Below are 23,381 nucleotides of genomic sequence, written 5' to 3'. Positions count from 1 at the left end.
TAAATTCAGACAAATGACGGAACTGTATACGCCCCTAGCTTTCTTCTTAGTGAAGATCTTATGTACAACCCTCCTCAGGAGTGATAATAATATTCATGTCTGATAAAAAGATTGTCGATGAGACTCATCAAATTGCTAACCGGCGGGGTAATGGTCAATTACGCCGTGAAATATGGGCTGATCGGGCCGGTACTATCACCCGTTATAACTTAGCCTATATCAATCACCATTTATCACTGGGTGATAATGGTTGCGTAATAGGTTACGACAATGCGCATGGTTTTCACCATCGCCATTACTTAGGTGGCATTGAAGCAGTTGATTTTGTCAGCTTTGAACAGATAGAGGATTGCTTTCAGAAGGATTGGACTTCATTAAGGAGAAGTTAATGGACAAACTGGTCATCAAAACAGCAACGGAAGATGATTTTTTCAAACGAGGCAAACAACTCGCGGTTCTGGCAGATGCAGGGAAAGCCTTACCTGAAGAACACACTATTACCTTTGAAGACCCATTAGTGATGGTGCGGATATTAAGTGCTGCGCGCATTGTTCTGCTGCGGGCGGTAAAAATGCACCCTGGCTCTATCACCTCCCTTTCAACCCGTTTAAAAAGGGATCGCAGTGCCGTCACCCGCGATGTGGCTATTTTGAAAAAAGCAGGGTTGGTCACCGTCGAACAAAAAGTATTACCGGGCCATGGGCAGATGAAAGAAGTTAAAGCTACCGCGCTTCGCCTTAAGCTGGAAGCCTTTTTGTAAGATGATTTGATAAAACTGGGGGCCCAAAAGTGCCCCCTATTTCGCTGAATTTGGCTATCAGCTTCACAGTAAATGACTCAGTGATTGTTCAGGAACTTATCAAGGAATAACCGAGTACGCTCATGCTGCGGATGAGCAAATAACTCTTTTGCTGGACCTTGCTCAACAATCCGTCCGTGATCCATAAAAATAGCCCTGTCAGCCACATCGCGGGCAAAGCTCATTTCATGCGTCACAATCACCATGGTGCGTTTTTCCTCAGCCAGTGCGCGGATAGTGTTGAGAACCTCCCCCACCAGTTCAGGATCTAACGCTGACGTCGGTTCATCAAACAGAATAACCTGTGGTTGCATCGCTAATGCTCGTGCTATGGCAACCCGCTGCTGCTGACCACCGGATAAACGGCGTGGGTAAGCATCTTCTTTCCCACTTAGCCCTACTTTTGCCAGCAGTTCACGAGCACGTTTCTCCGCAGAGGCTCGCTTTTCGCCTTTAACAATAACCGGCCCTTCAATAATATTCTCCAGCACCGAACGGTGTGGAAACAAATTGAAGCTCTGAAACACAAACCCGACCTGTTGGCGCAGTGCACGCACCTGACGTTGCTGCTTGCTGATAGGGATGCTGCCATCAATCTCAATGTCACCGACACGAATAATCCCTGAATCAGGGACCTCCAGTAGATTAATACTGCGCAATAAAGTCGTTTTACCTGATCCACTCGGCCCGATGATCGCCACCACTTCACCGCTATTTACTTCAAGTGAGATACCGTGCAGCACCTGCTGACCTTTAAACTGTTTGGTCAGTTGTTTAATGTCTATGGCACTCATGGCTACTCCTGATCCTGACGATTAACATGGGCTTCCAGCCGATTTTGTAATGCTGACAACAATGTCGCCATGACCCAATAAATCAACGAGGCCGCCAGATACATAGTGAAAACTTCCAATGTACGAGAAGTGACCAATTGCGCCTGACGGAAAAGTTCAGGAACCTGGATAGTCGCCGCCAAAGAGGTATCTTTTACCAGACCGATAAAACTGTTCCCTAGCGGAGGTAATGCGGTGCGCCCGGCTTGCGGCAATATCACCCGATAAAGTGTCTGCCAACGTGTCATACCGATACTGGCCGCAGCTTCCCACTGCCCTTTCTCAATTGACGAAATAGCAGCACGCAATGTCTCAGATGTATAAGCGGCGGTATTAAGTGATAGACCGATCAATGCAGCAGGCATCGGATCCAGTTCAATGCCGAACTGTGGCAGACCATAATAGATCATAAATAGCTGAGCTATTAATGGAGTACCACGGAAAATGGAGACATAGAAACGAGAAAGGAGTGATAACGGCAAGAAACGAGATAACCGCATCATGGCCAACATAAAACCTAATGCCAGACCAAAAAACATCCCCCCCAGACTGAGCTGGAGGGTAAACCAGGCACCTTTCAATAAAAATGGTGCTGAATCCAGCACCAATTGAATACTTTCTTGCATTATTTAGTTACGTCCGCACCAAAATATTTCTCAGAGATTTTGGCCAACGTGCCATCTTTTTGCATCTCAGTGATCGCCTGATTGATTGCCGCTAACAACTCTGGGTTGTTCTTACGCAATGCTACGCCAGACTCCTGACGAGCAAACGCCGGGCCTGCAACAGCAAGAGTACCATTGGTTTTCTTTACCAGATCCAATGCAGCTAAACGGTCAACCAAAATGGCGTCCGTACGGCCTACACGCAGATCCTGATATTTAGTTGGGTCATCATCATAGGTACGAATATCAACACCTTTCAGGTTGTCACGTAACCATTGTTCGTAGTTACTACCCAAGCCAACACCGACTTTCTTGCCTTGCAAATCTTCAGGTTTAGTGAAGTTACCTTCGTTACCTTTCTTAGTCAGCACCTGAATACCAGAAATGGTATAAGGCGTTGAGAAATCATATTTTTTCTTACGCTCTTCAGAAATGGTGACTTGGTTAATCGCCACATCAATACGCTTGGACTCCAATGAAGCCAACATGCCATCCCATTTAGTCGGGGTGATTTTGGCCTTAACGCCCATGTGTTCTGCTAATGCATTAGCAAAATCCACTTCAAACCCAGTGAGTTTCCCATCTTCACCTTGGAAACTGAACGGCGGATAAGTGCCCTCTAGCCCAACAATCAGAGTTCCTCGATCTTTGACCTGACTCAGCAAATCACCTGCAGCATAAGACTTCACATTCAAGCCTGTTGCCAGTGCGACTGCCACCATGCCCAGAACTAACCGGCGACGAACAATTGAAAAACCCATAAATACCCCGACTGTCATGTTTATTTTTTGATATTCAGCACTTTATCAGTGCTGTTAATGGAATAAAGGAATATAAACTAATAACGATAGCTATAAACGGAATAAGCAATAACTAAAGGTTACACCCGTGGATGATAAGCAAACAATGCGGGTGCACCACCGGTGTGGATAAACAGAATTGGACCCTCATCGCGAAACTTTTTCTGCGCAAGACCATCCAGTAAACCCGCCATCGCCTTGCCGGTATACACCGGATCGAGCAGTACACCTTCAAGCCTTGCCAACAGCCCAATAGCTGCCAACCCTTCATCGTTCGGCATGCCATATTGCGGGGCGAAATAATCATCCCACAAGATAATTTCTGCCTGCTCCCCAGTAATCCCCAGGGACGCAGCTAACTCTTGCTGAATATGCGCCACTTTAGGGCGTTGCTCATCGGCTTTACGCGATACGGTCACCCCAATCAACTCGGCATTAGGCAATAATTGTTGCAACCCTACTGCCAGACCTGCGTGGGTGCCCGCACTACCCGATGCCACCACCACCGAGCTAAAAGTGACATTCCCAGCCGACTGAGCCGCAATCTCTAATGCACATTGCACATAACCTAAAGCGCCTAAGGCATTAGAACCACCAACCGGCACCACATACGGCCGAAAGCCCTGAGCCTCCAGACGGGTTGCCAGCTTAGCCAATTGTTGGTTCGGGTCATGTAACCCGTCGCACATCACTACTTCTACGTTAAATAGATCCAATAGCAACCGATTGCCGTTAGTCAGATAATTTTCCTGTGCCGTGCCAATCGGGTTTTCAAGCAATGCGACACAACGCAGCCCCAATTTCGCCGCAACTGCTGCTGTTTGGCGGACATGATTAGACTGAATAGCGCCCGCGGTAACCAGCGTATCCGCGCCCTGACTTAACGCATCTGCTGCCAAAAACTCTAACTTACGCAATTTGTTCCCCCCTAATGCCAGAGGTGTTACATCATCACGTTTGATATAAATTTCACGCCCCAGATAATCGGAGAGTCGAGATAGTTTTTCCAATGGCGTCGGATTGCCGACCAGATCTAGACGCGGAAATTGCGCCAGTTTGTGTTGAAACGTCACGGATCCCCCAGGGAATTAATAAGTCAACTGTTGCCCAACGAACTTGGCGTGTAGGTAGGTACGGATAAGTCAATGTAACTAACCCCTGCGGCTGCAAGTACCAAGAGGAAATATAGATTTATCAGATGTAACACCAATAATCACTTATTTTTATTATAGATGTCGTTGACGATAGCGCAGGGGAATAACGTAATATGCGGAATAAATAGACGATACTCAGCGATTTCAAGCTATAGAGGGCGGCACTACTCAGCTTAATCAAGTCAGTCATTCGAGGGAACGAGGGTAGCTAACACCTCTACAGGGTACAGAATGAAGGGTATTAACCCGGCACGGGGAACCTTGCCGGGCGTAAAATAATGACTGAAGGGTTTCGCGTTACACTCGCGACGCTGTTAGCGAAAATACAGAGTTTTCTCAACTGCCTGAATGCACGTACCAGTCTCAGTAATTTTTTTGCCATTCCAGATACTGATCATATTTACGCAAGGCAATACGATAATTGTTATGCGCCGCATTAGGCAACTCATCAATAATGCGCTGATGCATGGTCTCACTGGCAAACTTTTCAGCCGGATAATTAGTGGCAACCAACATTTCATCCAGACGACGTAGGCGCACAACATATTCGCGAACAGTACTATGGCTCATCTCAGTTTGTTCAAATAAATATTGCTTGAACGCCATAATATCGAAATAACCGGGCGTGCTATTACAATATATTTCGCTGCAAAAACGACATAATGCAGTCAACTCATGCTGAAGCTTTGACCATACTTGATCGTCAATGGGCTGATCCATACCGGAGATAGCTTCTTTATTAATGATTTGTCCACGGAAAACCAACGCCATACGGTCAAGTTCTTTATGACAATGTGAACAATGGGTTTGGCCGTGTTTATAATCTTTTAAATAACGGCTCAGTGGCCGTTTTTTTAACTGAAGTCCTGGCATAAGAAGACCTACATTAATAAAATAGAAACGGTGATATCAGTGAGCGGAAGTGAATTAAGAGTCGTTATTCAAGCGGGCGCGTAAGCGTTTTATCGCCTGGCTATGAAGCTGACTGACACGGGATTCCCCGACTTCAAGCACGGCTCCGATTTCTTTCAGGTTCAGCTCTTCCTGGTAATACAACGTCAGCACCATCTTTTCACGCTCCGGCAATGCCTCGATCGCTTCAATCACGCGTTGACGTAGATTTCCTTCCAACAAATGTTGCAATGGATTGGCATCCTCATGCCCTTCCAGCAGGGGTTCGACACTTTCACCATGCTCTTCCCGCCATTCGTCATAGGAGAAAAGCTGGCTATTGTTGGTATCCAACAAAATCTGGCGGTATTCCGCCAAATCAATATCAAGAATTTGCGCTACTTCCTGCTCAGTTGCAGGGCGCCCCACCCGTTGTTCAACCTTTTGCATGGCACTGGCAACTTCACGTGCATTACGCCGCACACTGCGTGGAGCCCAATCTCGGCTACGCAGTTCATCTAGCATGGCACCCCGTATACGCTGTACCGCATAAGTGGTAAACGCAGTCCCTTGCAAAGCGTCATAACGCTCGACAGCATTCAGCAGACCAATACCTCCAGCCTGCAACAAATCATCCAACTCCACGCTGGCCGGCAGGCGAACCTGCAAACGCAGTGCCTCATGGCGAACCAAAGGAACATAGCGTTGCCAGAGGGAATTTTTGTCGATGATGCCTTCAGCGGTATACAGATCGCTCACAGTGACAAATACCTACAATGAGAATGTTATCGTATCTATTATCCGGTGATAGTGAATAACCAATCGCCGGAATAGGAGCAGAAAAGAGGTGTTATTTGATTTATGTATTTATTTTTAGCGTGGAATACCACTACTGCGTTATAGCAACTTAATGTTACACATTACTCATCATTCTTAATCGCCTAAATAGACCCTATTCTTACTCTTATTCCACTGATTGGTATGAATAATATCGCATTGCTAATATGCTAAAATTATCCATGAGGGCTACTATTTCCCAATAAGCTTTTCCTATTTAACCTTAATAGATACAAATGCATAACAATGCTGCGTTACCTCAACGGGGAAAATTGTGTTACCACAGCACATCAAAGCAATGGTGAAATATGAAAGTAACCAATACAAAAATTCATGATGTCAAAATAATTACACCAACTGTTTTTGGGGATCCGCGTGGTTTTTTTCTGGAAACGTTTGAGAAGAATCGCTACAGGGAAATGCTGGATATAGACCTTGAGTTTGTACAGGATAATTATTCACGCTCAGGAAAAGGGGTACTGCGAGGACTTCATTTCCAAAAAACAAATCCACAAGGAAAACTTGTCAGAGTTGTTCGCGGCGAGGTTTTTGATGTAGCCGTTGATATTCGTCCTGCTTCTCCCACATTTGGCCAGTGGGAAGGTATTATTTTATCTGAAGATAATAAATCTCAGTTGTGGATACCGCCAGGCCTTGCTCATGGATTCGCAGTTCTCTCAGATATAGCGGACCTGGAATACAAATGTACCGATTATTACACCCCCCAAGATGAAGGATGCCTACTCTGGAATGACCATACTATTAATATTGACTGGCCAATAAGCAATCCCTTGTTATCCGAGAAAGACAAGAATGGCCATTGTTTGCAGGCATTGTTCTAATGAAAATCCTACTCACTGGGGCAAACGGACAACTCGGCCGCTGTATACAAGATCGCATTCCTCAAGAATGGCATCTCGATGTGATGGATTCAGGGTTACTGGATATTACAGATAAACAACAAGTCATGCAGAGGGTTGCTCAATGTTCACCCGACATAATTATTAATGCCGCCGCCTACACCGCCGTCGACAAAGCAGAAAATGAATCGCTACAGGCTGAGAAAGTTAACGCTCAGGGTGCGAAATTCTTAGCCTTAGCCGCAAAAGAGCACCAGGCACGCTTAATCCATATCTCAACGGATTATATTTTTGATGGTTCTCAATCAACGCCCTATAGTGAAGTCGATATTCCCACGCCAGTTAATGTTTACGGTAAGACAAAACTCGCAGGTGAACAAGCCATCGAGTCTATCTTAACTAATGCAGTAATCATCAGAACGTCTTGGGTATTCAGTGAATATGGCAATAACTTTGTCAAAACCATGCTGAAGCTTGGCCAAGAGAGACAGCATTTGACTATCATTCATGACCAACGAGGATGCCCAACTTACGCTGGTGATCTGGCTCAAACCATTATTGAGCTGATTCAAAACCACCCACAAGCCCAAGGTATTTATAATTACTGTGGCGCAAGTGATGTATCTTGGTATGAATTTTCAGAGTTAATCTTCGATATTGCAGTGAGTGATAATTGGCTACTGACCAGACCCTGCATCGAGAAAATAACAACGTCTGAATACCCTACACCGGCTAAACGTCCGCAGTACTCATTACTGGATTGCAGTAAGTTGCTCAATCTGGGAATAGAAAGATCGGACTGGAAAAAATCATTATGCAAGGTAGTAAAAAGCCTCTGTGATAATGAAACTAAATAATATTAAAAGTTATCGCTAAGGCTATTAAAATGAATAAAAGTTTACTTATTTTCCCCAGTAACATGCCTGAATCAAGAACGTTCTCACTGACAGCGGAACGTTTAGGCTTACATGTTATAAACGCCACATCAGAACAAGACGAAAATATAAGCAAAGGCAGCCATCAGTTACCTTATATTACTAATTTAAGTTTTAAAGATCATTTTGTCAGCCTGTTAGTAAAAGAATCCATAGGTTATGTGTTTACCCCCCACCCCGTCATCTGGCATTATTTACATAAACTAAAAGAGGAGTTAGCACCGCAATATAAATTTGAAATATGTAATGATGCGCCACTCGAAGCCAGTTACCGACGATTTGAACAAGCTTTTATATGGGCTGAGGCCTGTTTAAAAAGTCATATTTGCGACCTACCAGAAAAATCAGCCCCCCTGCCACAGAACTACTATGCGAATTTATACCTGAATTATTTAGATATCCCTGGCCAAAGTGATGAGCATAAACTCATGGTTCTGGCTGAAATTGCCAGGAGTGCGGTGCCGGGTGATATCGTCGAAATAGGCACATTCTTTGGCCGCTCCGCATATGCATTAGCTTGGTTGGCGCAAAAACATCAGTTGGGTAATATAATTTGTGTTGATCCTTGGCATGATAAGTCGGCACAAGACCAAGGGGTATCTGCCACTTTAGTTAATGAATCGGCTGACCAGGCTCGTTGGCATGAAATATTCTCCGGGTTTATTGCTTCAGTTTCGGGCTTAAATAATATTAACTATTTACGCCAGCCATCAGCGATTGCATGTGCAACCTACCAAGCCTGTGCACGACAGAAAGAGATAGTTAGCCCAGAGTTAGGGTCCGTGTCTATCTCTGGTAAAATTTCTATCCTACATATCGATGGCAACCATAAGTTTGAAGAAGTACAACAAGATATAAACTTATGGTTACCCTTGATGAATGATGGCGGCTGGGTGTTAATTGATGACTATAATTGGGCATTCGGTGATGGACCAAAACTTGCCGGTGATAGACTTAAAAAGCATCATCGGGTGAAGTATCACTTCGTTTCTGGCGACACTTTATACTTGAAATTATAATATTTAAAATCGGGGAGTAACCCCGATTTTACTTATCAAGCATAAGGTAAATAGATATTGAGCCATTGTTCAAGATTGCTACCTGTCAAGATCCACTCACTCTGTATTTTATGCTGTAATTGCGATCCTTTAGTTCTGCAATTAATTTTATTCTCACAGTGAGAACGAATACTTTCAATCCATGCATTCTTTTTATTCTTCACTAACGTAATCGGTAAATTACATCGATGGCTCACGATATCACTGCAAATTACAGGTACTCCGCAAGCACCATGTTCTAAGATTCTCATATTATTACCACATCGATTCCTGAATAGGTCTGCTCGTGGTACAACAGCCAAATCGAGTCGCAATGACAATAGCTTTTCAGCATATTGTTCCTTAGGCACTCTGCGGTGAAACTCACGGATGTAAGGTTTTAAAATTTTGGGATAAGCGCCGTAGAAGACCCAATCAACATCGAGAAAAGTATTTTCCATTACGCCAAGCAGGATATCAATATCTTCTGGTATTAAGTCTAGAGCAATGCATCCAATACGTGGTTTGCTATGTTCCGTCTCAATTTGCACGAGATATTGCCAAGACGTAGGGAGATAACTATTTACAGAGACGACATCTGGATGCACTGTTTTTAATATTTCACATAATAGAGGAGATGTCACCACTAACCGGTCAGCAACAGAAATATTATTAATAATCTCTATTGGTAAATTTTGAAGTGAGCTGGCTGAGGTACAATACATTGCCAAAGCATCGGCGTCAGCCAAAATAAAGGTTTTAGCAATATCTCTTAACTTGCGAATACTATCACTGCTCTCAACCTTAAACGGTAGTGCTACTGAAAGCGTATCAGGTCTATATCGTAGTAATTCAACCAACGAAGGCAATGTCTCTACCATTAGCCCACTAATCGCGCCAGCAGACGCTAACTCAACATATGAGGTTTCGACTCGCGAATGGCGATCTTCATACGAATTTTTTTTATACGGGTATAGCGCCATAATAACAGGCTGTGAGCTATCATAAACAGATTGGTATGTTAGGCCACTATTCCATTCAATATTAAAACCGCCCCCAAATATCGAAAGATTAATATTGTGTTGTGGGTCGCAAGCAATAATTGGCCACCATTTTTGGTATAGTGTATTTTTATTTTCCTTAATTATTATTGCAGTTTCTGATTGAGCGTTTTCTGTGTTTTTCTCAACATTTAATGAATCGTAGTTATCTAAAACAACGGTAGCATGTGGCGTCCAAATAGCCCTATATCCTATATCGGTTAAACGTAAACTCATCTCAACTGAGTTAATTTGTGGGTCAATGATGTGAACATCACATCCATTTAACTGTGTATAAATAGATTTTCGAATAAGCAAGCATTGCATAGGAAGTGCGCTAACACGTTGTTCAACCTGCAATCGCTGCATATAACCTACAGCATCATATCGCTCATGCGTAAAAGGACTATCAGCTAATCCGTTAAGCCCCAAAATATAGCCAGCGGATAGAACCCGCCCCTCTCGTGAAATTATTTTTGGGCCAACCATTCCAATATCACTGCGCAGAGCCTGATTTAATAAATTATCTAGCCAATTTTCTTGAATGATTAATGTATGAACATCAAGTAATTGCAGGTATTCTCCTTTGGCCTCGCTAACTGCTCTATTATTTGCTGATGGGTAATTTAACGTTGTATCTGAACGGATTACTCTAATTTTCTCAGCATCGATAACCTTCAGACCCTCTAACCAATTCGACATCTGTTTATCGGTGTTATTATTATCAAGAATAATCAGTTCATAGTGACTATAACGTGTTTTTTCTAAAATAGATGTTATACATTTTTGTAATGCAACTAGCTGCTCATTAGCTACAATTAAAATACTCACAAGCGGATTAGACGGATGGTTATAGATCAATCGATAACAACCAGGCAGAGGTGAATGCACCTGGCTATCACTATAACCTGATAACTGTAAATACCGTTCCAATACCGACATGATCTCTGTACTGCTTTCTAAAACAGGAATAGCGGCCGATAGCAGTGGGTCAGGAACATGCTTGATAGCTTCAGTCCCTTTCTCACATACTATTCTAACGATTAAATCCAGTTCATAAGCATAAGCCAGATTATTATCTAGCCCTCCTAGCCCCAAAAATATTTCTCTCCGATACAGCCATCTTTTAGCAAAATACTCAGGTACCGAAAGCAGTAATTCCAGATTAATTTCAGGCAAGAACGCCCCACCCCAATTACCTTGCTCATCAAAAATTAACTCATCACAATAAACCGCAACCGACTCATTGTCATTGCACAAAGATAGCCCAAGTTTAACCATTCCATATTCGTTAAAGAGACAACCGGCCGAAACCATTTGAATCCAATCAACATCGGTGGCATTGGTCACTGAGTTTATTTCTGAAACGACATCATCGGCACAAACTGTTTTAATCCAATTTGGTGTTACTGCCAGGGAAAAACTTACCGGCGAAATAACCGTAATCTCTATATTGGGATATTTATTTCTTGCGACCACTATCGACTCTAGCGTTTTAGTGATTGCTTCACCGTCACCAATCACATCAATAATAAAAATATGAAAATGAGGATAACCCACATCATTCCCATAATTTTCTTGTATTTTATTTAACGCTGACATTGGTGGCTTTTTATTTTCCAACCAATCTCTCACATCACCGACTTTATTACTCAATTTCTGACTTGCATAATTTTGTGTTTTCTCGAGGAAAACACAAAACTCCTTTTGGAAATCAAGTTCGATATTTTTAACAAAATCCCGAACTTTATATAATTCACTGCTCACTTTAGTTAAAGATTCTTCATCGTCATGCCAGCTAATTCCAGCATTCCCCATATCTGCGAGTGTTTTTTCTGACATGGCGAAATGTTCATAACCGGCCACAACTTTCGCAACTACCGGGCAGCCACAAAGAGCGGCCAGCGCACATGTTCCCGATGCTTCAAAGGAGTAAAGTACCTTCCCACGTTTCAGAATTTCCGCTAATTCGCTTAAAGGTACTGGGTTAGCACTGGATAAGATATGAATATCTTTCGGCAAAAGGGAGAAATCTATACAGCTCAATGGAATACGATTCAGATTGAGTAATGTCATATCCCGGACATAACCCTCATCACAGAATAAATTTAAATCAATTACAGGTAATGTTAATAAGTCATGACCGACTTCCTGGTCTGCAAATTCACCTCGATAGAAAAAAAAGAGGTCATCACTATTTTCCAAGATAGGATTGCCGTTGATAACACCTTCACGGTTAAGCATATACCTAACACAAACGGGTGCCGACAGCGGATTACCAGAAACAACATCAGGATATACGCCAATGCAGTTATTCACATGCTGCTCATATACTTCTTCGCTCAGCAGTGGGGTGTTCCAATTTGGATTAACCTCAGAGCAACCTGTAATATATGCAGTGCCACCACACTCATTAATTAAGTGGCAAAGCCGATGCATAACCTGAATTCCTGAGGACGATTCTTTATAATCTGGTGCAATAATAAAGTAAGGATGATTTTTGGTACCAAGCATAGTAAGCTTCCCGCAACAGATTAAATAGTGACGATTTATTTCAGGTGAATAAAGTCAGGTTAAACATAATCAGAAAGATATTTTTTCTCTAATTCCAGTAAGTCTTTTTTCCGGTTTTTTAATCTTTTCGCTGGGATGCCAAAATAAATACCCCACGGGTCAGTACTTTTCGTCACTAATGTCATGGCACCAATAGCACATCCTTCAGCAATGATAACACCTGGGAACACAATAGAATTAGTACCTACGATAACATGTTTCCTGAGTACAACATCCGCCTCAACCAGCCCTTTAAGTTCTATTGGAATAGTCGGGTTAGTTAAAAACTTCCCGCTATAGTCATCGCTGCCGGTAAAAATATGGCATCCATAGGCTAGGCCGGAGAAATCCTCAAACGTAATACTACACTCCCCGGCACATATATTAGAAAATGCGGCAATATGCACATTCCTGCCTATAATAACTCTTCCTGAGATCAGGCAGAAATCATCAATCCGGGTATTATCGCCTATTTCTATTTCATAAGGTCTATAGATAGAGGCTCGGCTACTGACTTTAACGTTTTCCCCTATTTTTTTAAACCCCATCTGGGCTAACTCGTTTGCTGTCAGAAATGCCATATTAACCTCTAATTAAGATAATGATGGATATCATAGGTTTGTGTAACACAATATTAGCGACTAATTCACACAGACAAGAATATCTTTTTCCATATTATCAATCATTTCCAACATAATATCTAACGTTGGATAATGAAGAATAATACAGCCTAATGTATCGTGAGAACCACTAAACGCTCTGACTTTATCGCCTGGTTTCACCCATAGATCTAATTCAACAATATACTGCTTAGCGCGTTCGGAAAGCCAAAGAGACTCAAAAGATCCATTGTCAAGGGCATGAATCATATAACTTGACCAATAGCCTTGTGTTGGCAACATAGCCAAACTAGAACAATCCAGACCCAATGCAGCATCAACGGTATATTTTATTAGGTCGACTTGTGTGGAATAACGTATTACTTCAGGGATCTGGCAACCGCCATTTCTTGGGCCAAGCTCAAGGAAAAAGAATTCCCCCTCTTGAGAGAATACAAAATCAAAATTAAGAGCCCCCATTGTCATACCAAGGAGTGTGAGCAGCCGCTGAGACTCTTGATGTGCTATGTCCAGTAAATGATTGGCATGTGAAGTCGGGAACGACTGCCCGATGGGGACTAAGCCATTACAAAGCTTATCGAAATGCTCATCTGCCCAGCAGCGGAAAACCAGTTGCCCATCAACAATAAATCCATCTCCTGCAACCTGGTAACTGGCTTTAACAATCTGCTCTTCTATAACAACTTTTTTCTCTCGAGAAAATGTTAAAGCATGCGCAAAAGCTATATCAAAATCATCTAGTGACTCAAGTCGGGTTACACCTTTACTGCCTGATGAATCTACCGGTTTAATAAACGCCGGCAATTTGATATCCATCAGCCATTGTCGTGCCAATTCTTTATCATAAAAAGAAGCTGAACGCGGAACATTAAAATTATGTTGTTTTAGAAATGCACGAAATAAATCTTTGCGTGCCAAAATCTCGACTGAGGCATAAGGATTGCCAGGAAGACCTAATTGTTCAGCAACATAGGCTGCCGTCGGTGCCGCAGGGTCCGACGCATAAGCGACGATAGCATCAATCTTTAACGTTTTTGCCAACGCTAAGACAGCATCTTTATCCGTTGTGGATACGTTATATGACTCATGTGCTATACAATGCCCGGGATTATCGGGTAGATAATCACAGGTAATAACGTGATGTCCTTGTTCAAGGGCATATTTGATAGGCGGAATTTGTGTAGGTGCTGCGCCGAGAAAGAGAATTTTTTTCATAAGAAACCTTTATAGTTTTAATGATTAAATCAAGACACTCTGAATTCAAAGCGGAGAAAATGGGTAAGCAGAGTATTCTGGCTGAAATATTTCGTGAGACGTGACAGGGTGATTTATCATTAAGGAACTCCAGGCTATCGAGACTTGGATAAAAATATCTTCTCGCCATTATCCCAGCAACCATTAAAGCGTCTTTTACTTGTAACATTTTCTGTTCCGTGTCAAACACAACCGGAACATAGGCATAGTTATTATTTATATTATTATTGCGCTGCTGAAATGAAATGAGTTCACCAAGATTATCAGCATAATTATGCCAAATTTGACTACGTTGAGCTAAATTCAGCTCTATTTCGTCCAAAACACACAGTCCCATCGCCGCATTAAATTCATTCATTTTGGCATTAATGCCTAATGCTACAATTCTCTCCGGGCCTTCAATACCAAAATTAATAAGTTCTTTAGCTTTATCAAGAGATTCTTTATCTTTAAAGATGATAGCTCCACCTTCTATGGTGTGAAATACCTTGGTGGCATGGAAACTCAAAGTAGCGGCATCGCCCCACTGTAATAAACTATCTCCGTTATGCTTAACACCAAACGCATGAGCGGCATCATAAATAACTTTCAACTGATACTTGTCAGCAATTGCCTTAATAGCCTCAACATCACATGCATTACCAAATACATGGACAGGGACGATGGCCTTAGTTTGAGGTGTAATTGAAGCTTCAATGCAAGTGGGGTCAAGACACCAAGTCTCTGCATCAATATCACAAAATACTGGCGTAATATTTTCCCATTTCAATGTACTGGCCGTCGCCACAAAACTGAATGGTGTGGTGATGGCTTCCGCCGGTTTTCCATTAATGGTTTTTTCGATTCCCAAAGCACGGTATGCCATTTGCAAGGCAAGAGTACCGTTGGCGACCAGCAATAAGTGCTCAACACCAAGATATTTTTTTAATCTCTGTGTTAATTCTTCAACTAATGGCCCCGAATTTGTTAGCCACTTTCGCTGATAAATACCGTCAATATATTTTTCTAATTTTTCACGTGCGGGCAAATAGGGCTGAGTGACTGGAATCATGATGTTATTACTCAATGGAAAGCTGCATTAGTTGAGATACTGCATTGATAGAATTGGGTATTTTTCGCCATAAAACTAACTTTGCGATTACGTTTAACACGCTTTCAGAGATAAATACTGCTCAATGAGTGAGGGATGTCTGCTTTATAAACACTATCGAACATAACCCTATGGCCAATAAGTATGTCGTAGATAATCCCTTTTTTAATCCTGATTTAGAGGCCATTTAGTACCTCTGTTCTTGGGATTAACAGGCATAAAAAATCATGACCAAAACAGAGGAAATTTCAGTGTGGAACAGGTGTGTGAATGTCCTATTGGTGATGGAGCCCCTATCGCCAATAGGACTATTACTATGCGAATAACCGATCTTTTACGGCTTAGGCAGCCAAGCCTGCAACCACGCGTTTAGGTTGTCACCTTCAAGCATCCATTTTTGCCGGACAGCGCTTCGTAGCTCATCACCAATACGGGCTGTCGTCTCCATATCATCCAAATGCATGCGAATCGCATCAACCCAATCTTTAAAACGATTATTTATTCGAGTCGCCGGTAGATCACCATGATATGGTTCAATATCGGTACAAATCACGGGTATTCCACAAGCCCCCATTTCCAATAGTCGTAAGTTACTTTTACTCACATTGAATTGGTTCTGTTCTAAAGGAACTACCGCCAGATCTAAATTTAAACTGGCTAATTTTTCAGGGTAGAGTTCAATTGGCACTCCGCCATGAAACTCACAATTAACCCCCTCAGGTTTCATCCCCATAAAGACCCATTCAACTTCATTTTCCAGCGCCTTGACCACGGATTTTATAATAGCAAGGTCACCCGCATGACTTGAGCCGCCGGCCCAACCTACTCGTGCTTTCTTGCCCGTTCGACGGTGGCTGGTGAGATTACTCCACCACGTAGGGGAAAGGGTATTTTGTGCAATACGAATATCTGAATGGAAAGGCGCATATTCCCGAGCAAGTGCCGCCGTGGAAACCACCAGCCAATCAGCACTCTCAATGGCCCGCCGGATACGCTTGATAACATCCTGCGGAATCTGGCGACGATAAGAACTGGCTACCGGTATGTTAGGCAGATAATCATCATATTCGAGTACAATTTTGCTCCCCACATGTTCACGATAATGCTGCATAACCTGTGGAATTCGCTCCCCGGTAATCCCCTGAAGGACAATGACATCAGGAGAAAGACGCGCAACCTCAGTCATATTATCCATGAGTCTGAGGTGAAGTCCCCCCTCAATACCACCATGCTGTTCCAGTGCTTGAAATGGCTGAATGACTCGATAGTGCCCACATCCAAACCAGTCTGCATGGCAAGCCAATACTACTGGCAGTGGTCGCCCTGGCAACGGTTGCTGAATACGGGATTGCATGATATTAAGCTCAAATCCCGGTTTTTCGCGGCTAAATGCGGGGTGATAAGCCGGATCATTGGCAAGCTGAGGTAACCAATGTTGGTAGAGTGGTTTTATATGACTCTCATCAGGTTTCGGTGCCACAGCAAAGCGATCACTTAACAACCGTGTGGCACCACCATAATGTCGAACAACAGCGTCAGGTGTCCATACGGTGAGATAGCCTTGTTGCCTGACTTTTAGTGCCAGATCAACATCGCCAAAATAGACAGGGAAAGCCTGTTCATTAAATCCCCCCACTTCAGCAAATACCTCGCGGCGCATCATCATGCAGGCCGCACTCACCGCCGAAACATTATGGGTGACCTGCAACCGATTCATGTAACCCCCCTCACGGCCCTGCTCACCTTGGAAAGCCGCCCCTACACTGTTGTCTACCCCCAAAATATATCCTGCATGCTGGATACGACCATCCGGGAACACTAACTTGGCCCCTACCGCGCCAACTTCAGGGCGCATCGCGTGATTAACCATTACAGTCAACCAATCGCCTTGCACAATTTCTATATCGTTATTCAAAAACAGGAGTAGTTCGCCGCGAGCTTGTTCCACAGCAAAATTATTTATTGCAGAATAATTAAAGGCGGCAGGCCAGCGTAAGACACGAATTTGCTCAAGTCTAAGTTCCTCTAATTGCGTAAGGAACTGACAAGCGGCCAGGTCTTGTGAGTTATTATCGACAATCAGCACTTCATAACGAGAATATTGGGTTTTCTCCATCAAACTGTCGATGCATTTGCGCAAGAAATCTAAATGATCACGGGTTGGAATAATAATCGAGACCAGTGGTTGGGTTTGATGTTGATAATCGATACGCAGAGTGCCTGATACACTGCCCAATTGTAACGTTGCATTAGAACCTAAGCGCTGCAAGTGAGCCTGTACCGCAGTAGCAGCAAGCTCAATCGTATCTGCTTTTTGCAACCATTCGATCAAGGGTGTTTTAGCATGGAGTAGCACTTCGGTAATATGGCCTATTGATAATGGCCCGGCATGCTCAATACAACGCCACACGATATCCAATAGGCAAAGGTCACGATAATCGCTATTTAGCCCCCCTAATTGATTGATACCGTGGGGATTAATCGCCATAGCCCGGCCAATAAAAGGAAAACTCCGTAACAAATCAATATTACAATCAGGTTTTAATACCAACAGCGTAGGTTCGCCATCAGAAATAATATCTTCGTCAGTGTAGCAAACTAAAGATTCTGGGTGACAGACACGATGAGTGGCTAACAGGAGTAATGTTTGCGGCTCGAAGGTATCACCGGCATTAGATAACAACACATAACCCTCATCCATTGTGGCCATTAATGGATTAATTGCGTCAACCCAATGATCCGAATATGTGATTGTTACAATATCGCTATCACTTGAATCTACTTCATTTTGTGTTGATGAAACGATCAATATCTGGCTGGCGAGATAAGACTGTTGACGCAAACTACTCAACGAAGCGCTGATCGCCCCACTATCACCTTCACTGTCAATTATCACCACCGCAATACGCCCGGCACTGCCATTATTTTCTAACAACCCGCGTAGCAGCGCGGTGCGCGTAAGCGAGGGAATTCTCTCTTGCTGCCATTTAGTCATCGTCTCTACCGGAGTAATCTCGGTATTAAGCACTCTGCTATGCAACCTGAGTTGGCTGGCTTCCTGCTCACTAATCTGTTTTCGTTGTGTGGAATTGGTAGTCGAGAGCCATCTAACCGACTGCGATTCAAACCCATATTTATCGATAAATAGCGGCTGCTGCGATGCAGAAAACAGTTGGGCGGCTGAGTATCCCTCACGCAGAGCGGCAATAATCTCAGACAACTCAAATGTTTTGCCACCATTAACGCCTAAAAAACCCTCATCGATAAGTGATGCCATATTGGCATGGTCAACATAGCCGTTTCCGCCCCGCTCACCATAAATAAATACCGGAATTCCCATGCAAAGCGCTAGTGTGGCCCCTTCTGCCGCGGTAATAACCACATCAAAAGACGCTACAATTTCTGGCGTTAATTGGCGGTACTCCATAGCATCACAATCGATTCCTGCCGCTGACAACGCATCTAAAAACACGCCGATATCGTCAGGTAGCTGCTGAGAAAGTACCAATACACGGGAAAGAGAGTTGTTAAGCTCATGACATAATGGTGAGCAATAGCGTTGTGGTACCCAATGGCCGAAACCCAATTTTTCAGCGTTGAGACCCGTTTGACTGAGTGTCACCCTATGCTGAGGTGTGCGGGCCAAAATTAGGTCTGCCAGACGATTTTCCATGGCGACATTGACCGGTAAATCGGTGCCTGCCGCTGTATGGCTCCAAACGATAAAAGCGTCCGTCCCTTGTTGTTCCAGGCATGTGAGGAGGCTGGAACTCAAGACCGAATTTTGTATCCAGATAATCTGGTAATCATTACTCCATTCATAATCTTGCTGGTCGGAAATAATGAGCTGATTGCCATAGTGCCGCTTTTCTAATTCTTTTTGACAATCCCCGCCGTAAGATTGTGCTGTGACATCCACTTGCCAGCCCTTTGAAATGAAGTATTCAATCAACTCAAGCGTGACTAGCGCTTCACTTTGCAAATTAAGAAGTTGGTGGGTGGTTATCAAAACATTCGGCATGGAGGGTGTCCTTAAATAACGCTCAGACGCTAAAAAAAGTAATGGGGCAAATTAACATAGGGCCGCTATTAATTAACGGCAGAAAAGACGCCAGATATGCCCCTAAAAGCAAAAAACCCGGCATAAGCCGGGTTGAATATACAGTGCGATAATCGATATTAACGCAGCAGAGACAGAACAGTTTGTGGAACCTGGTTTGCCTGTGCCAATACTGAAGTACCTGCTTGTTGCAGGATCTGAGCACGGCTCATGTTAGACACTTCAGTTGCATAGTCAGCATCCTGGATACGGCTTTGTGCAGCAGTCAGGTTGTTAACAGTGTTGTTCAGGTTAGTTACTGTAGATTGGAAACGGTTTTGTACCGCACCCAGGGAGCTACGTTGAACGTCGATATCTGAAATTGCGGCATCCAGTGCTTTCAACGGATCGCTGGTCGCGCCAGTGGTCAGTTTTTTCAGGCTCAGCGTAGAGGTATCAATGGTAACCGCTGCGGTGCCCGCTGTAGCGGTGTTTGCTGTTTGTGGATCAACAGCGATATAGAAGGATTTAGTATCACCACTAGCAATATCAAAACCATTAGCTTTCAGGTTATTAGCTTCAGTCGCTGAGGCTGCAGTGATATCTACTTTAGTGAACCAGTTACCTGCGCTATCTTTAGTTGGCTTAGCAGCAACAGCTACGCTACCAGAAGCTAAGCCCAAGCGGCTTGCCAAATCACCAGGGGTTTTCTCTGCTGAAGTTGCACCCGTAACACTGGTGGTTGAACCAAAGGCTTTCTGGAAATCAGCGGTGGCTAAAGCGGTCGTTGCAGTGCCACCTTTAGGACCAGTTACGTTGAAGCCTTCCAGATTCAAGGTTTTAGACGTTACTTCTTTCAGGCTGATATCGATAGTTTCGTTATCGTTAGCACCAACCTGGATAGACATTTTGGTGTCTTGGCTCAGAACTTTCACGCCGTTGAACTGGGTTTGAGCAGATACACGGTCGATTTCGTCCAGACGCAATTGAATTTCGTCTTGGATTGAAGACAAGTCGCTGGTAGAGTTGCTGCCGGTAGATGCCTGAACAGTCAGCTCACGAACACGTTGTAAGTTGTTGTTGATTTCGTTCAGCGCGCCTTCAGTAGTCTGTGCAACAGAGATACCGTCGTTAGCGTTACGTGCTGCCTGAGTCAGGCCTTTGATGTTAGAAGTGAAACGGTTAGCGATTGCCTGACCCGCAGCATCGTCTTTGGCACTGTTAATACGCAGACCAGAAGACAGACGCTCAATGGCGGAGCCTAAAGCTGTCTGAGATTTAGTCATGTTGTTCTGAGTATTCAGAGACAGGATGTTAGTATTAATTACTGACATAGTGAATTCCTTAAATGCAATTGGGTTATGATTTGGGCTTACTGCCCACGGCTTCATCACCGTCACAACTTGTATCGGCGCTCTTTAAGGAACCTTTAGCCATTCTGCGAAATAATTTTAAATTTCGCTAAAAATTATTCTTTATCTCTTCTCTAATTACTGCTCTATTCAATAGGGCAAATAGCCCCCTGTTATCCCCCGTTATTCCAGCCATCATAAATTCTATTTTATGTGTAAACTTTTCCTTTCCCTGGCCGATAACCCCGTAACGACACTTGAATATTAAGGATTAGACATGGCAAGTATCAGTACGCTGGGTATCGGGTCAAATATGGATTTAAGCTCTTTGCTGGATAAGCTAACGGCAGCAGAGCAGACTCGTTTAACTCCGCTAACCAGCCAGCAGACCAGTTATAAAGGCAAACTCACGGCTTACGGTGTGTTACAAAGTTCGTTGGCAAAACTGGAAACGGCCTCTGCAGCATTAATGAAAGCAGATACGCTCAGCACCACGGCAGTCAGTAGTTCTAACACCGCATTCAGTGCGACGACCGATAGCAAAGCGACCGCGGGCAACTATACGGTTGCCGTCACCAATATTGCAAAAGCGCAGTCGTTATTGTCTGGAGATGTCCCGAATGCAACAGATAAATTAGGCAATGATAATAGTACTCGTACCATTACCATTAGCCAGCCTGGGAAAGAAACGCCGCTGGAAGTGACATTGACTAACCAGCAGACTTCACTGACTGATATACGCGATGCCATCAATAAAAAAGAAGGCAGTGTCAGTGCCAGTATCATGAAAGCGGATGACAATACCTATTATTTAGCGTTAACCGCCAAAGACACCGGTACTGAGTCAGAAATGACCATCAGCGTGACTGGCGATGATACTTTAAATGATTTCCTGAACTATACGCCAAGTAGCACTGGTGGTAGCGGCGCAATGACACAGAAAGTCAAAGCCGAAGATGCCAAATTAACCGTCAATGGCGTCGATATTACTCGCCAAAGTAACACGATCACTGACGCGCCACAGGGCGTCACCATTAATATAAAAGCACTCACGAAAACCAACGAGCCGGAACAACTGGTTATTTCCCGTGATAGTTCAGCCACTAAAGCCGCCATACAAAGCTTTGTTGACGCCTATAACTCGTTGCAATCGACTTTTGGTTCTTTAACTAAATATACCGCGGTAGAGGCGGGTAAAGACCAGGCGGCTGGTAACGGTGCGTTGGTTGGCGATGGTGTATTGCGTAATATTCAGACACAGCTAAAAAGTCAATTGGCCTCTTCACAAGCGGGGGATTTAAAAACCTTGGCTAGCATGGGGATTACGCAAGATCTCGACGGTAAATTAGTCATCGACTCAACCAAGCTTGATGCCGCACTAAAAGATAAACCAAACAGTGTTACTGCATTTTTTGTCGGTGACGGTAAAACCACCGGTTTCGCCACTCAGACGGACACTTTGCTAAATACTGCGCTCGATACCACCAAAGGCACACTGAAAACAGTGACTGATGGCATCAACAAAACGTTAAAAAATCTGGATAAACAGGTCACGGCAACAACGGAGAGTATCACTGCCACGATCGAACGGTATAAAACACAGTTTACACAACTCGATAAACTCGTTAGTTCGTTAAACAATACCGCCAGTTTCTTAACTCAGCAATTCTCCTCATAAGGGATAGGACATGTACAACCGATCAGGGAGCCAGGCCTACGCCAAGGTAGGACTGGAAAGTGGTGTAATGAGTGCCAGCCCACACCAATTGATCGTGATGCTATTCGACGGGGCGCAAAGCGCCCTGGTTCGAGCCCGCATCCTGATGAATCAAGGAGATATTCCTGGCAAAGGTAACGCTCTATCCAAAGCGATTGATATTATTAACAATGGTTTAAATGCAGGGCTCGATTTAGAAAAAGGCGGTGAAATGGCTGAGAATTTGTCAGCCTTGTACGATTATATGTCACGGCGTTTGCTGCATGCCAATTTGCATAATGACGAGCAAGCAATAAATGAAGTAGCTGCTTTGCTTGAGAATATTGCGGATGCCTGGCGGCAGATCGGCCCCAATTATCAACCCAACTAGGACCCCATTTAATGGAACGTCACCAGCATCTTTTGTCCGAATATCAACAAATCCTGACTCTCAGTGAGCAAATGTTAATGCTGGCTATCGAGGGGAATTGGGATGCGCTGGTTGATCTCGAAATGACTTACCTTAAAGCTGTAGAAAGCACTGCTAATATCACCATATCCTCATGCTCATCTCAGGCATTACAAGAGTTATTACGGGATAAACTAAGAGCTATTTTGGATAATGAAGTAGAAATAAAGCGTTTATTACAGCTACGTCTCGATGCACTCAGTGAGTTAGTTGGACAATCCACTCGACAACAAGTGGTTAATAATACTTATGGTCAATTTCCTGACCATGCATTGCTGCTGGGTGAAACACAGTAGCGGCCCGTTATCGAAAATGATTATACCTTTGTTGCAAAGCAATTACATGCCACTGTAATTATTAACATGGGAAGTAATTTTTATTGTCATTGTTTTTAACATGGGATTATATTGACAGTAACAATCACTCATATCGAGCTGGCTATTATTCTCACCCTTAA

At 43.6% G+C, this 23,381-nt stretch carries 20 protein-coding genes; 8 read left to right on the top strand and 12 right to left on the bottom strand.

All coding sequences use genetic code 11. The features are described from left to right. The first annotated feature begins 95 nt into the window (after positions 1–95). Positions 96–389, top strand: coding sequence for a DUF6516 family protein (locus tag Q2T72_RS09375; RefSeq protein WP_083159133.1), 294 nt, complete (start codon positions 96–98; stop codon positions 387–389). Further along, positions 389–760: a MarR family transcriptional regulator gene (locus tag Q2T72_RS09370; protein ID WP_372569042.1), complete on the top strand. Its 372-nt coding sequence runs from the start codon at positions 389–391 to the stop codon at positions 758–760. Before Q2T72_RS09375 ends, Q2T72_RS09370 begins: the two co-directional genes overlap by 1 nt. A gap of 77 nt (positions 761–837) precedes the next feature. Here Q2T72_RS09370 and tcyN read toward each other — a convergent pair whose 3' ends face one another. From tcyN to Q2T72_RS09340, 6 genes are all read right to left on the bottom strand, one after another. Further along, on the bottom strand, positions 838–1,593 hold the full coding sequence (gene tcyN, locus Q2T72_RS09365; RefSeq protein ID WP_005189402.1) for an L-cystine ABC transporter ATP-binding protein TcyN: 756 nt from the start codon (positions 1,591–1,593) through the stop codon (positions 838–840). 2 nt (positions 1,594–1,595) lie between these two features. Next, positions 1,596–2,258 carry a cystine ABC transporter permease gene (tcyL, locus tag Q2T72_RS09360; RefSeq protein ID WP_083159136.1) on the bottom strand — a complete coding sequence of 221 codons (663 nt, stop codon included), beginning with the start codon at positions 2,256–2,258 and terminating at the stop codon, positions 1,596–1,598. Beyond that, positions 2,258–3,058, bottom strand: a complete 801-nt coding sequence (tcyJ, locus tag Q2T72_RS09355; RefSeq protein ID WP_083159137.1) for a cystine ABC transporter substrate-binding protein — start codon at positions 3,056–3,058, stop codon at positions 2,258–2,260. The genes tcyL and tcyJ overlap by 1 nt, the downstream gene beginning before the upstream one ends. Before the next feature lie 119 nt (positions 3,059–3,177). Further along, complete coding sequence (locus Q2T72_RS09350; RefSeq protein WP_372569041.1) at positions 3,178–4,170, bottom strand: D-cysteine desulfhydrase; 993 nt, start codon at positions 4,168–4,170, stop codon at positions 3,178–3,180. Between the two features lie 444 nt (positions 4,171–4,614). Then, positions 4,615–5,124: a flagella biosynthesis regulatory protein FliZ gene (gene fliZ / locus Q2T72_RS09345; protein ID WP_005189397.1), complete on the bottom strand. Its 510-nt coding sequence runs from the start codon at positions 5,122–5,124 to the stop codon at positions 4,615–4,617. A gap of 54 nt (positions 5,125–5,178) precedes the next feature. Next, positions 5,179–5,901, bottom strand: a complete 723-nt coding sequence (locus tag Q2T72_RS09340) for an RNA polymerase sigma factor FliA (protein ID WP_372569040.1) — start codon at positions 5,899–5,901, stop codon at positions 5,179–5,181. 386 nt (positions 5,902–6,287) lie between these two features. On the opposite strand from Q2T72_RS09340, the gene rfbC reads away from it, so the two are divergent. From rfbC to Q2T72_RS09325, 3 genes are read left to right on the top strand one after another with little or no spacing between them, the layout of a single operon-like run. Continuing rightward, a complete protein-coding gene (gene rfbC, locus Q2T72_RS09335; RefSeq protein WP_372569039.1) occupies positions 6,288–6,821 on the top strand; it encodes a dTDP-4-dehydrorhamnose 3,5-epimerase in 534 nt (177 codons plus the stop codon). Then, positions 6,821–7,696, top strand: coding sequence for a dTDP-4-dehydrorhamnose reductase (gene rfbD / locus Q2T72_RS09330; RefSeq protein ID WP_372569038.1), 876 nt, complete (start codon positions 6,821–6,823; stop codon positions 7,694–7,696). Before rfbC ends, rfbD begins: the two co-directional genes overlap by 1 nt. Positions 7,697–7,725: 29 nt before the next feature. Beyond that, entirely contained in the window at positions 7,726–8,793 is a 1,068-nt protein-coding gene (locus Q2T72_RS09325) for a class I SAM-dependent methyltransferase (RefSeq protein WP_372569037.1), read from the top strand. A gap of 35 nt (positions 8,794–8,828) precedes the next feature. Here the strand turns inward: Q2T72_RS09325 and Q2T72_RS09320 are convergent, their stop codons facing one another. From Q2T72_RS09320 to Q2T72_RS09295, 6 genes are all read right to left on the bottom strand, one after another. Further along, positions 8,829–12,365, bottom strand: a complete 3,537-nt coding sequence (locus tag Q2T72_RS09320; protein ID WP_372569036.1) for a glycosyltransferase — start codon at positions 12,363–12,365, stop codon at positions 8,829–8,831. Between the two features lie 59 nt (positions 12,366–12,424). After that, on the bottom strand, positions 12,425–12,985 hold the full coding sequence (locus tag Q2T72_RS09315) for an acyltransferase (protein WP_372569035.1): 561 nt from the start codon (positions 12,983–12,985) through the stop codon (positions 12,425–12,427). A 60-nt stretch (positions 12,986–13,045) separates the two neighbouring features. Further along, on the bottom strand, positions 13,046–14,239 hold the full coding sequence (locus tag Q2T72_RS09310; RefSeq protein WP_372569034.1) for a hypothetical protein: 1,194 nt from the start codon (positions 14,237–14,239) through the stop codon (positions 13,046–13,048). After that, positions 14,175–15,329: a DegT/DnrJ/EryC1/StrS family aminotransferase gene (locus Q2T72_RS09305; RefSeq protein WP_372569032.1), complete on the bottom strand. Its 1,155-nt coding sequence runs from the start codon at positions 15,327–15,329 to the stop codon at positions 14,175–14,177. The genes Q2T72_RS09310 and Q2T72_RS09305 overlap by 65 nt, the downstream gene beginning before the upstream one ends. 373 nt (positions 15,330–15,702) lie before the next feature. Continuing rightward, on the bottom strand, positions 15,703–19,389 hold the full coding sequence (locus tag Q2T72_RS09300; protein WP_372569031.1) for a glycosyltransferase: 3,687 nt from the start codon (positions 19,387–19,389) through the stop codon (positions 15,703–15,705). 158 nt (positions 19,390–19,547) lie between these two features. Beyond that, positions 19,548–20,741 (bottom strand): FliC/FljB family flagellin, encoded by a 1,194-nt coding sequence (locus tag Q2T72_RS09295; protein WP_372569030.1) that lies wholly within the window; start codon positions 20,739–20,741, stop codon positions 19,548–19,550. A gap of 295 nt (positions 20,742–21,036) precedes the next feature. Here Q2T72_RS09295 and fliD point away from each other — a divergent pair, with 295 nt between their 5' ends. Genes fliD through fliT form a run of 3 tightly spaced genes read left to right on the top strand, consistent with a single transcriptional unit; the run spans position 21,037 to position 23,220 of the window. Then, positions 21,037–22,437 carry a flagellar filament capping protein FliD gene (gene fliD, locus Q2T72_RS09290; protein WP_372569029.1) on the top strand — a complete coding sequence of 467 codons (1,401 nt, stop codon included), beginning with the start codon at positions 21,037–21,039 and terminating at the stop codon, positions 22,435–22,437. A gap of 10 nt (positions 22,438–22,447) precedes the next feature. After that, positions 22,448–22,846 carry a flagellar export chaperone FliS gene (fliS, locus tag Q2T72_RS09285; RefSeq protein WP_372569028.1) on the top strand — a complete coding sequence of 133 codons (399 nt, stop codon included), beginning with the start codon at positions 22,448–22,450 and terminating at the stop codon, positions 22,844–22,846. A gap of 11 nt (positions 22,847–22,857) precedes the next feature. After that, on the top strand, positions 22,858–23,220 hold the full coding sequence (gene fliT / locus Q2T72_RS09280; RefSeq protein ID WP_372569027.1) for a flagella biosynthesis regulatory protein FliT: 363 nt from the start codon (positions 22,858–22,860) through the stop codon (positions 23,218–23,220). Positions 23,221–23,381: the final 161 nt, after the last annotated feature.

The sequence above is a fragment of the Yersinia sp. 2466 StPb PI genome, from assembly GCF_041538325.1.
Taxonomy (GTDB): domain Bacteria; phylum Pseudomonadota; class Gammaproteobacteria; order Enterobacterales; family Enterobacteriaceae; genus Yersinia; species Yersinia enterocolitica_E.
This window is presented reverse-complemented; position numbering and strand designations above follow the sequence as displayed.

Coding starts and splice junctions, on each gene's coding strand:
- tcyL (WP_083159136.1), bottom strand. CDS start 2,258: ATGCAAGAAAGTATTCAATTGGTGCTGGATTCAGCACCATTTTTATTG.
- Q2T72_RS09305 (WP_372569032.1), bottom strand. CDS start 15,329: ATGATTCCAGTCACTCAGCCCTATTTGCCCGCACGTGAAAAATTAGAA.
- rfbC (WP_372569039.1), top strand. CDS start 6,288: ATGAAAGTAACCAATACAAAAATTCATGATGTCAAAATAATTACACCA.
- Q2T72_RS09300 (WP_372569031.1), bottom strand. CDS start 19,389: ATGCCGAATGTTTTGATAACCACCCACCAACTTCTTAATTTGCAAAGT.
- Q2T72_RS09375 (WP_083159133.1), top strand. CDS start 96: ATGTCTGATAAAAAGATTGTCGATGAGACTCATCAAATTGCTAACCGG.
- Q2T72_RS09315 (WP_372569035.1), bottom strand. CDS start 12,985: ATGGCATTTCTGACAGCAAACGAGTTAGCCCAGATGGGGTTTAAAAAA.
- Q2T72_RS09325 (WP_372569037.1), top strand. CDS start 7,726: ATGAATAAAAGTTTACTTATTTTCCCCAGTAACATGCCTGAATCAAGA.
- Q2T72_RS09370 (WP_372569042.1), top strand. CDS start 389: ATGGACAAACTGGTCATCAAAACAGCAACGGAAGATGATTTTTTCAAA.
- Q2T72_RS09320 (WP_372569036.1), bottom strand. CDS start 12,365: ATGCTTGGTACCAAAAATCATCCTTACTTTATTATTGCACCAGATTAT.
- fliS (WP_372569028.1), top strand. CDS start 22,448: ATGTACAACCGATCAGGGAGCCAGGCCTACGCCAAGGTAGGACTGGAA.
- Q2T72_RS09295 (WP_372569030.1), bottom strand. CDS start 20,741: ATGTCAGTAATTAATACTAACATCCTGTCTCTGAATACTCAGAACAAC.
- Q2T72_RS09310 (WP_372569034.1), bottom strand. CDS start 14,239: ATGAAAAAAATTCTCTTTCTCGGCGCAGCACCTACACAAATTCCGCCT.
- fliD (WP_372569029.1), top strand. CDS start 21,037: ATGGCAAGTATCAGTACGCTGGGTATCGGGTCAAATATGGATTTAAGC.
- fliZ (WP_005189397.1), bottom strand. CDS start 5,124: ATGCCAGGACTTCAGTTAAAAAAACGGCCACTGAGCCGTTATTTAAAA.
- rfbD (WP_372569038.1), top strand. CDS start 6,821: ATGAAAATCCTACTCACTGGGGCAAACGGACAACTCGGCCGCTGTATA.
- tcyN (WP_005189402.1), bottom strand. CDS start 1,593: ATGAGTGCCATAGACATTAAACAACTGACCAAACAGTTTAAAGGTCAG.
- tcyJ (WP_083159137.1), bottom strand. CDS start 3,058: ATGGGTTTTTCAATTGTTCGTCGCCGGTTAGTTCTGGGCATGGTGGCA.
- fliT (WP_372569027.1), top strand. CDS start 22,858: ATGGAACGTCACCAGCATCTTTTGTCCGAATATCAACAAATCCTGACT.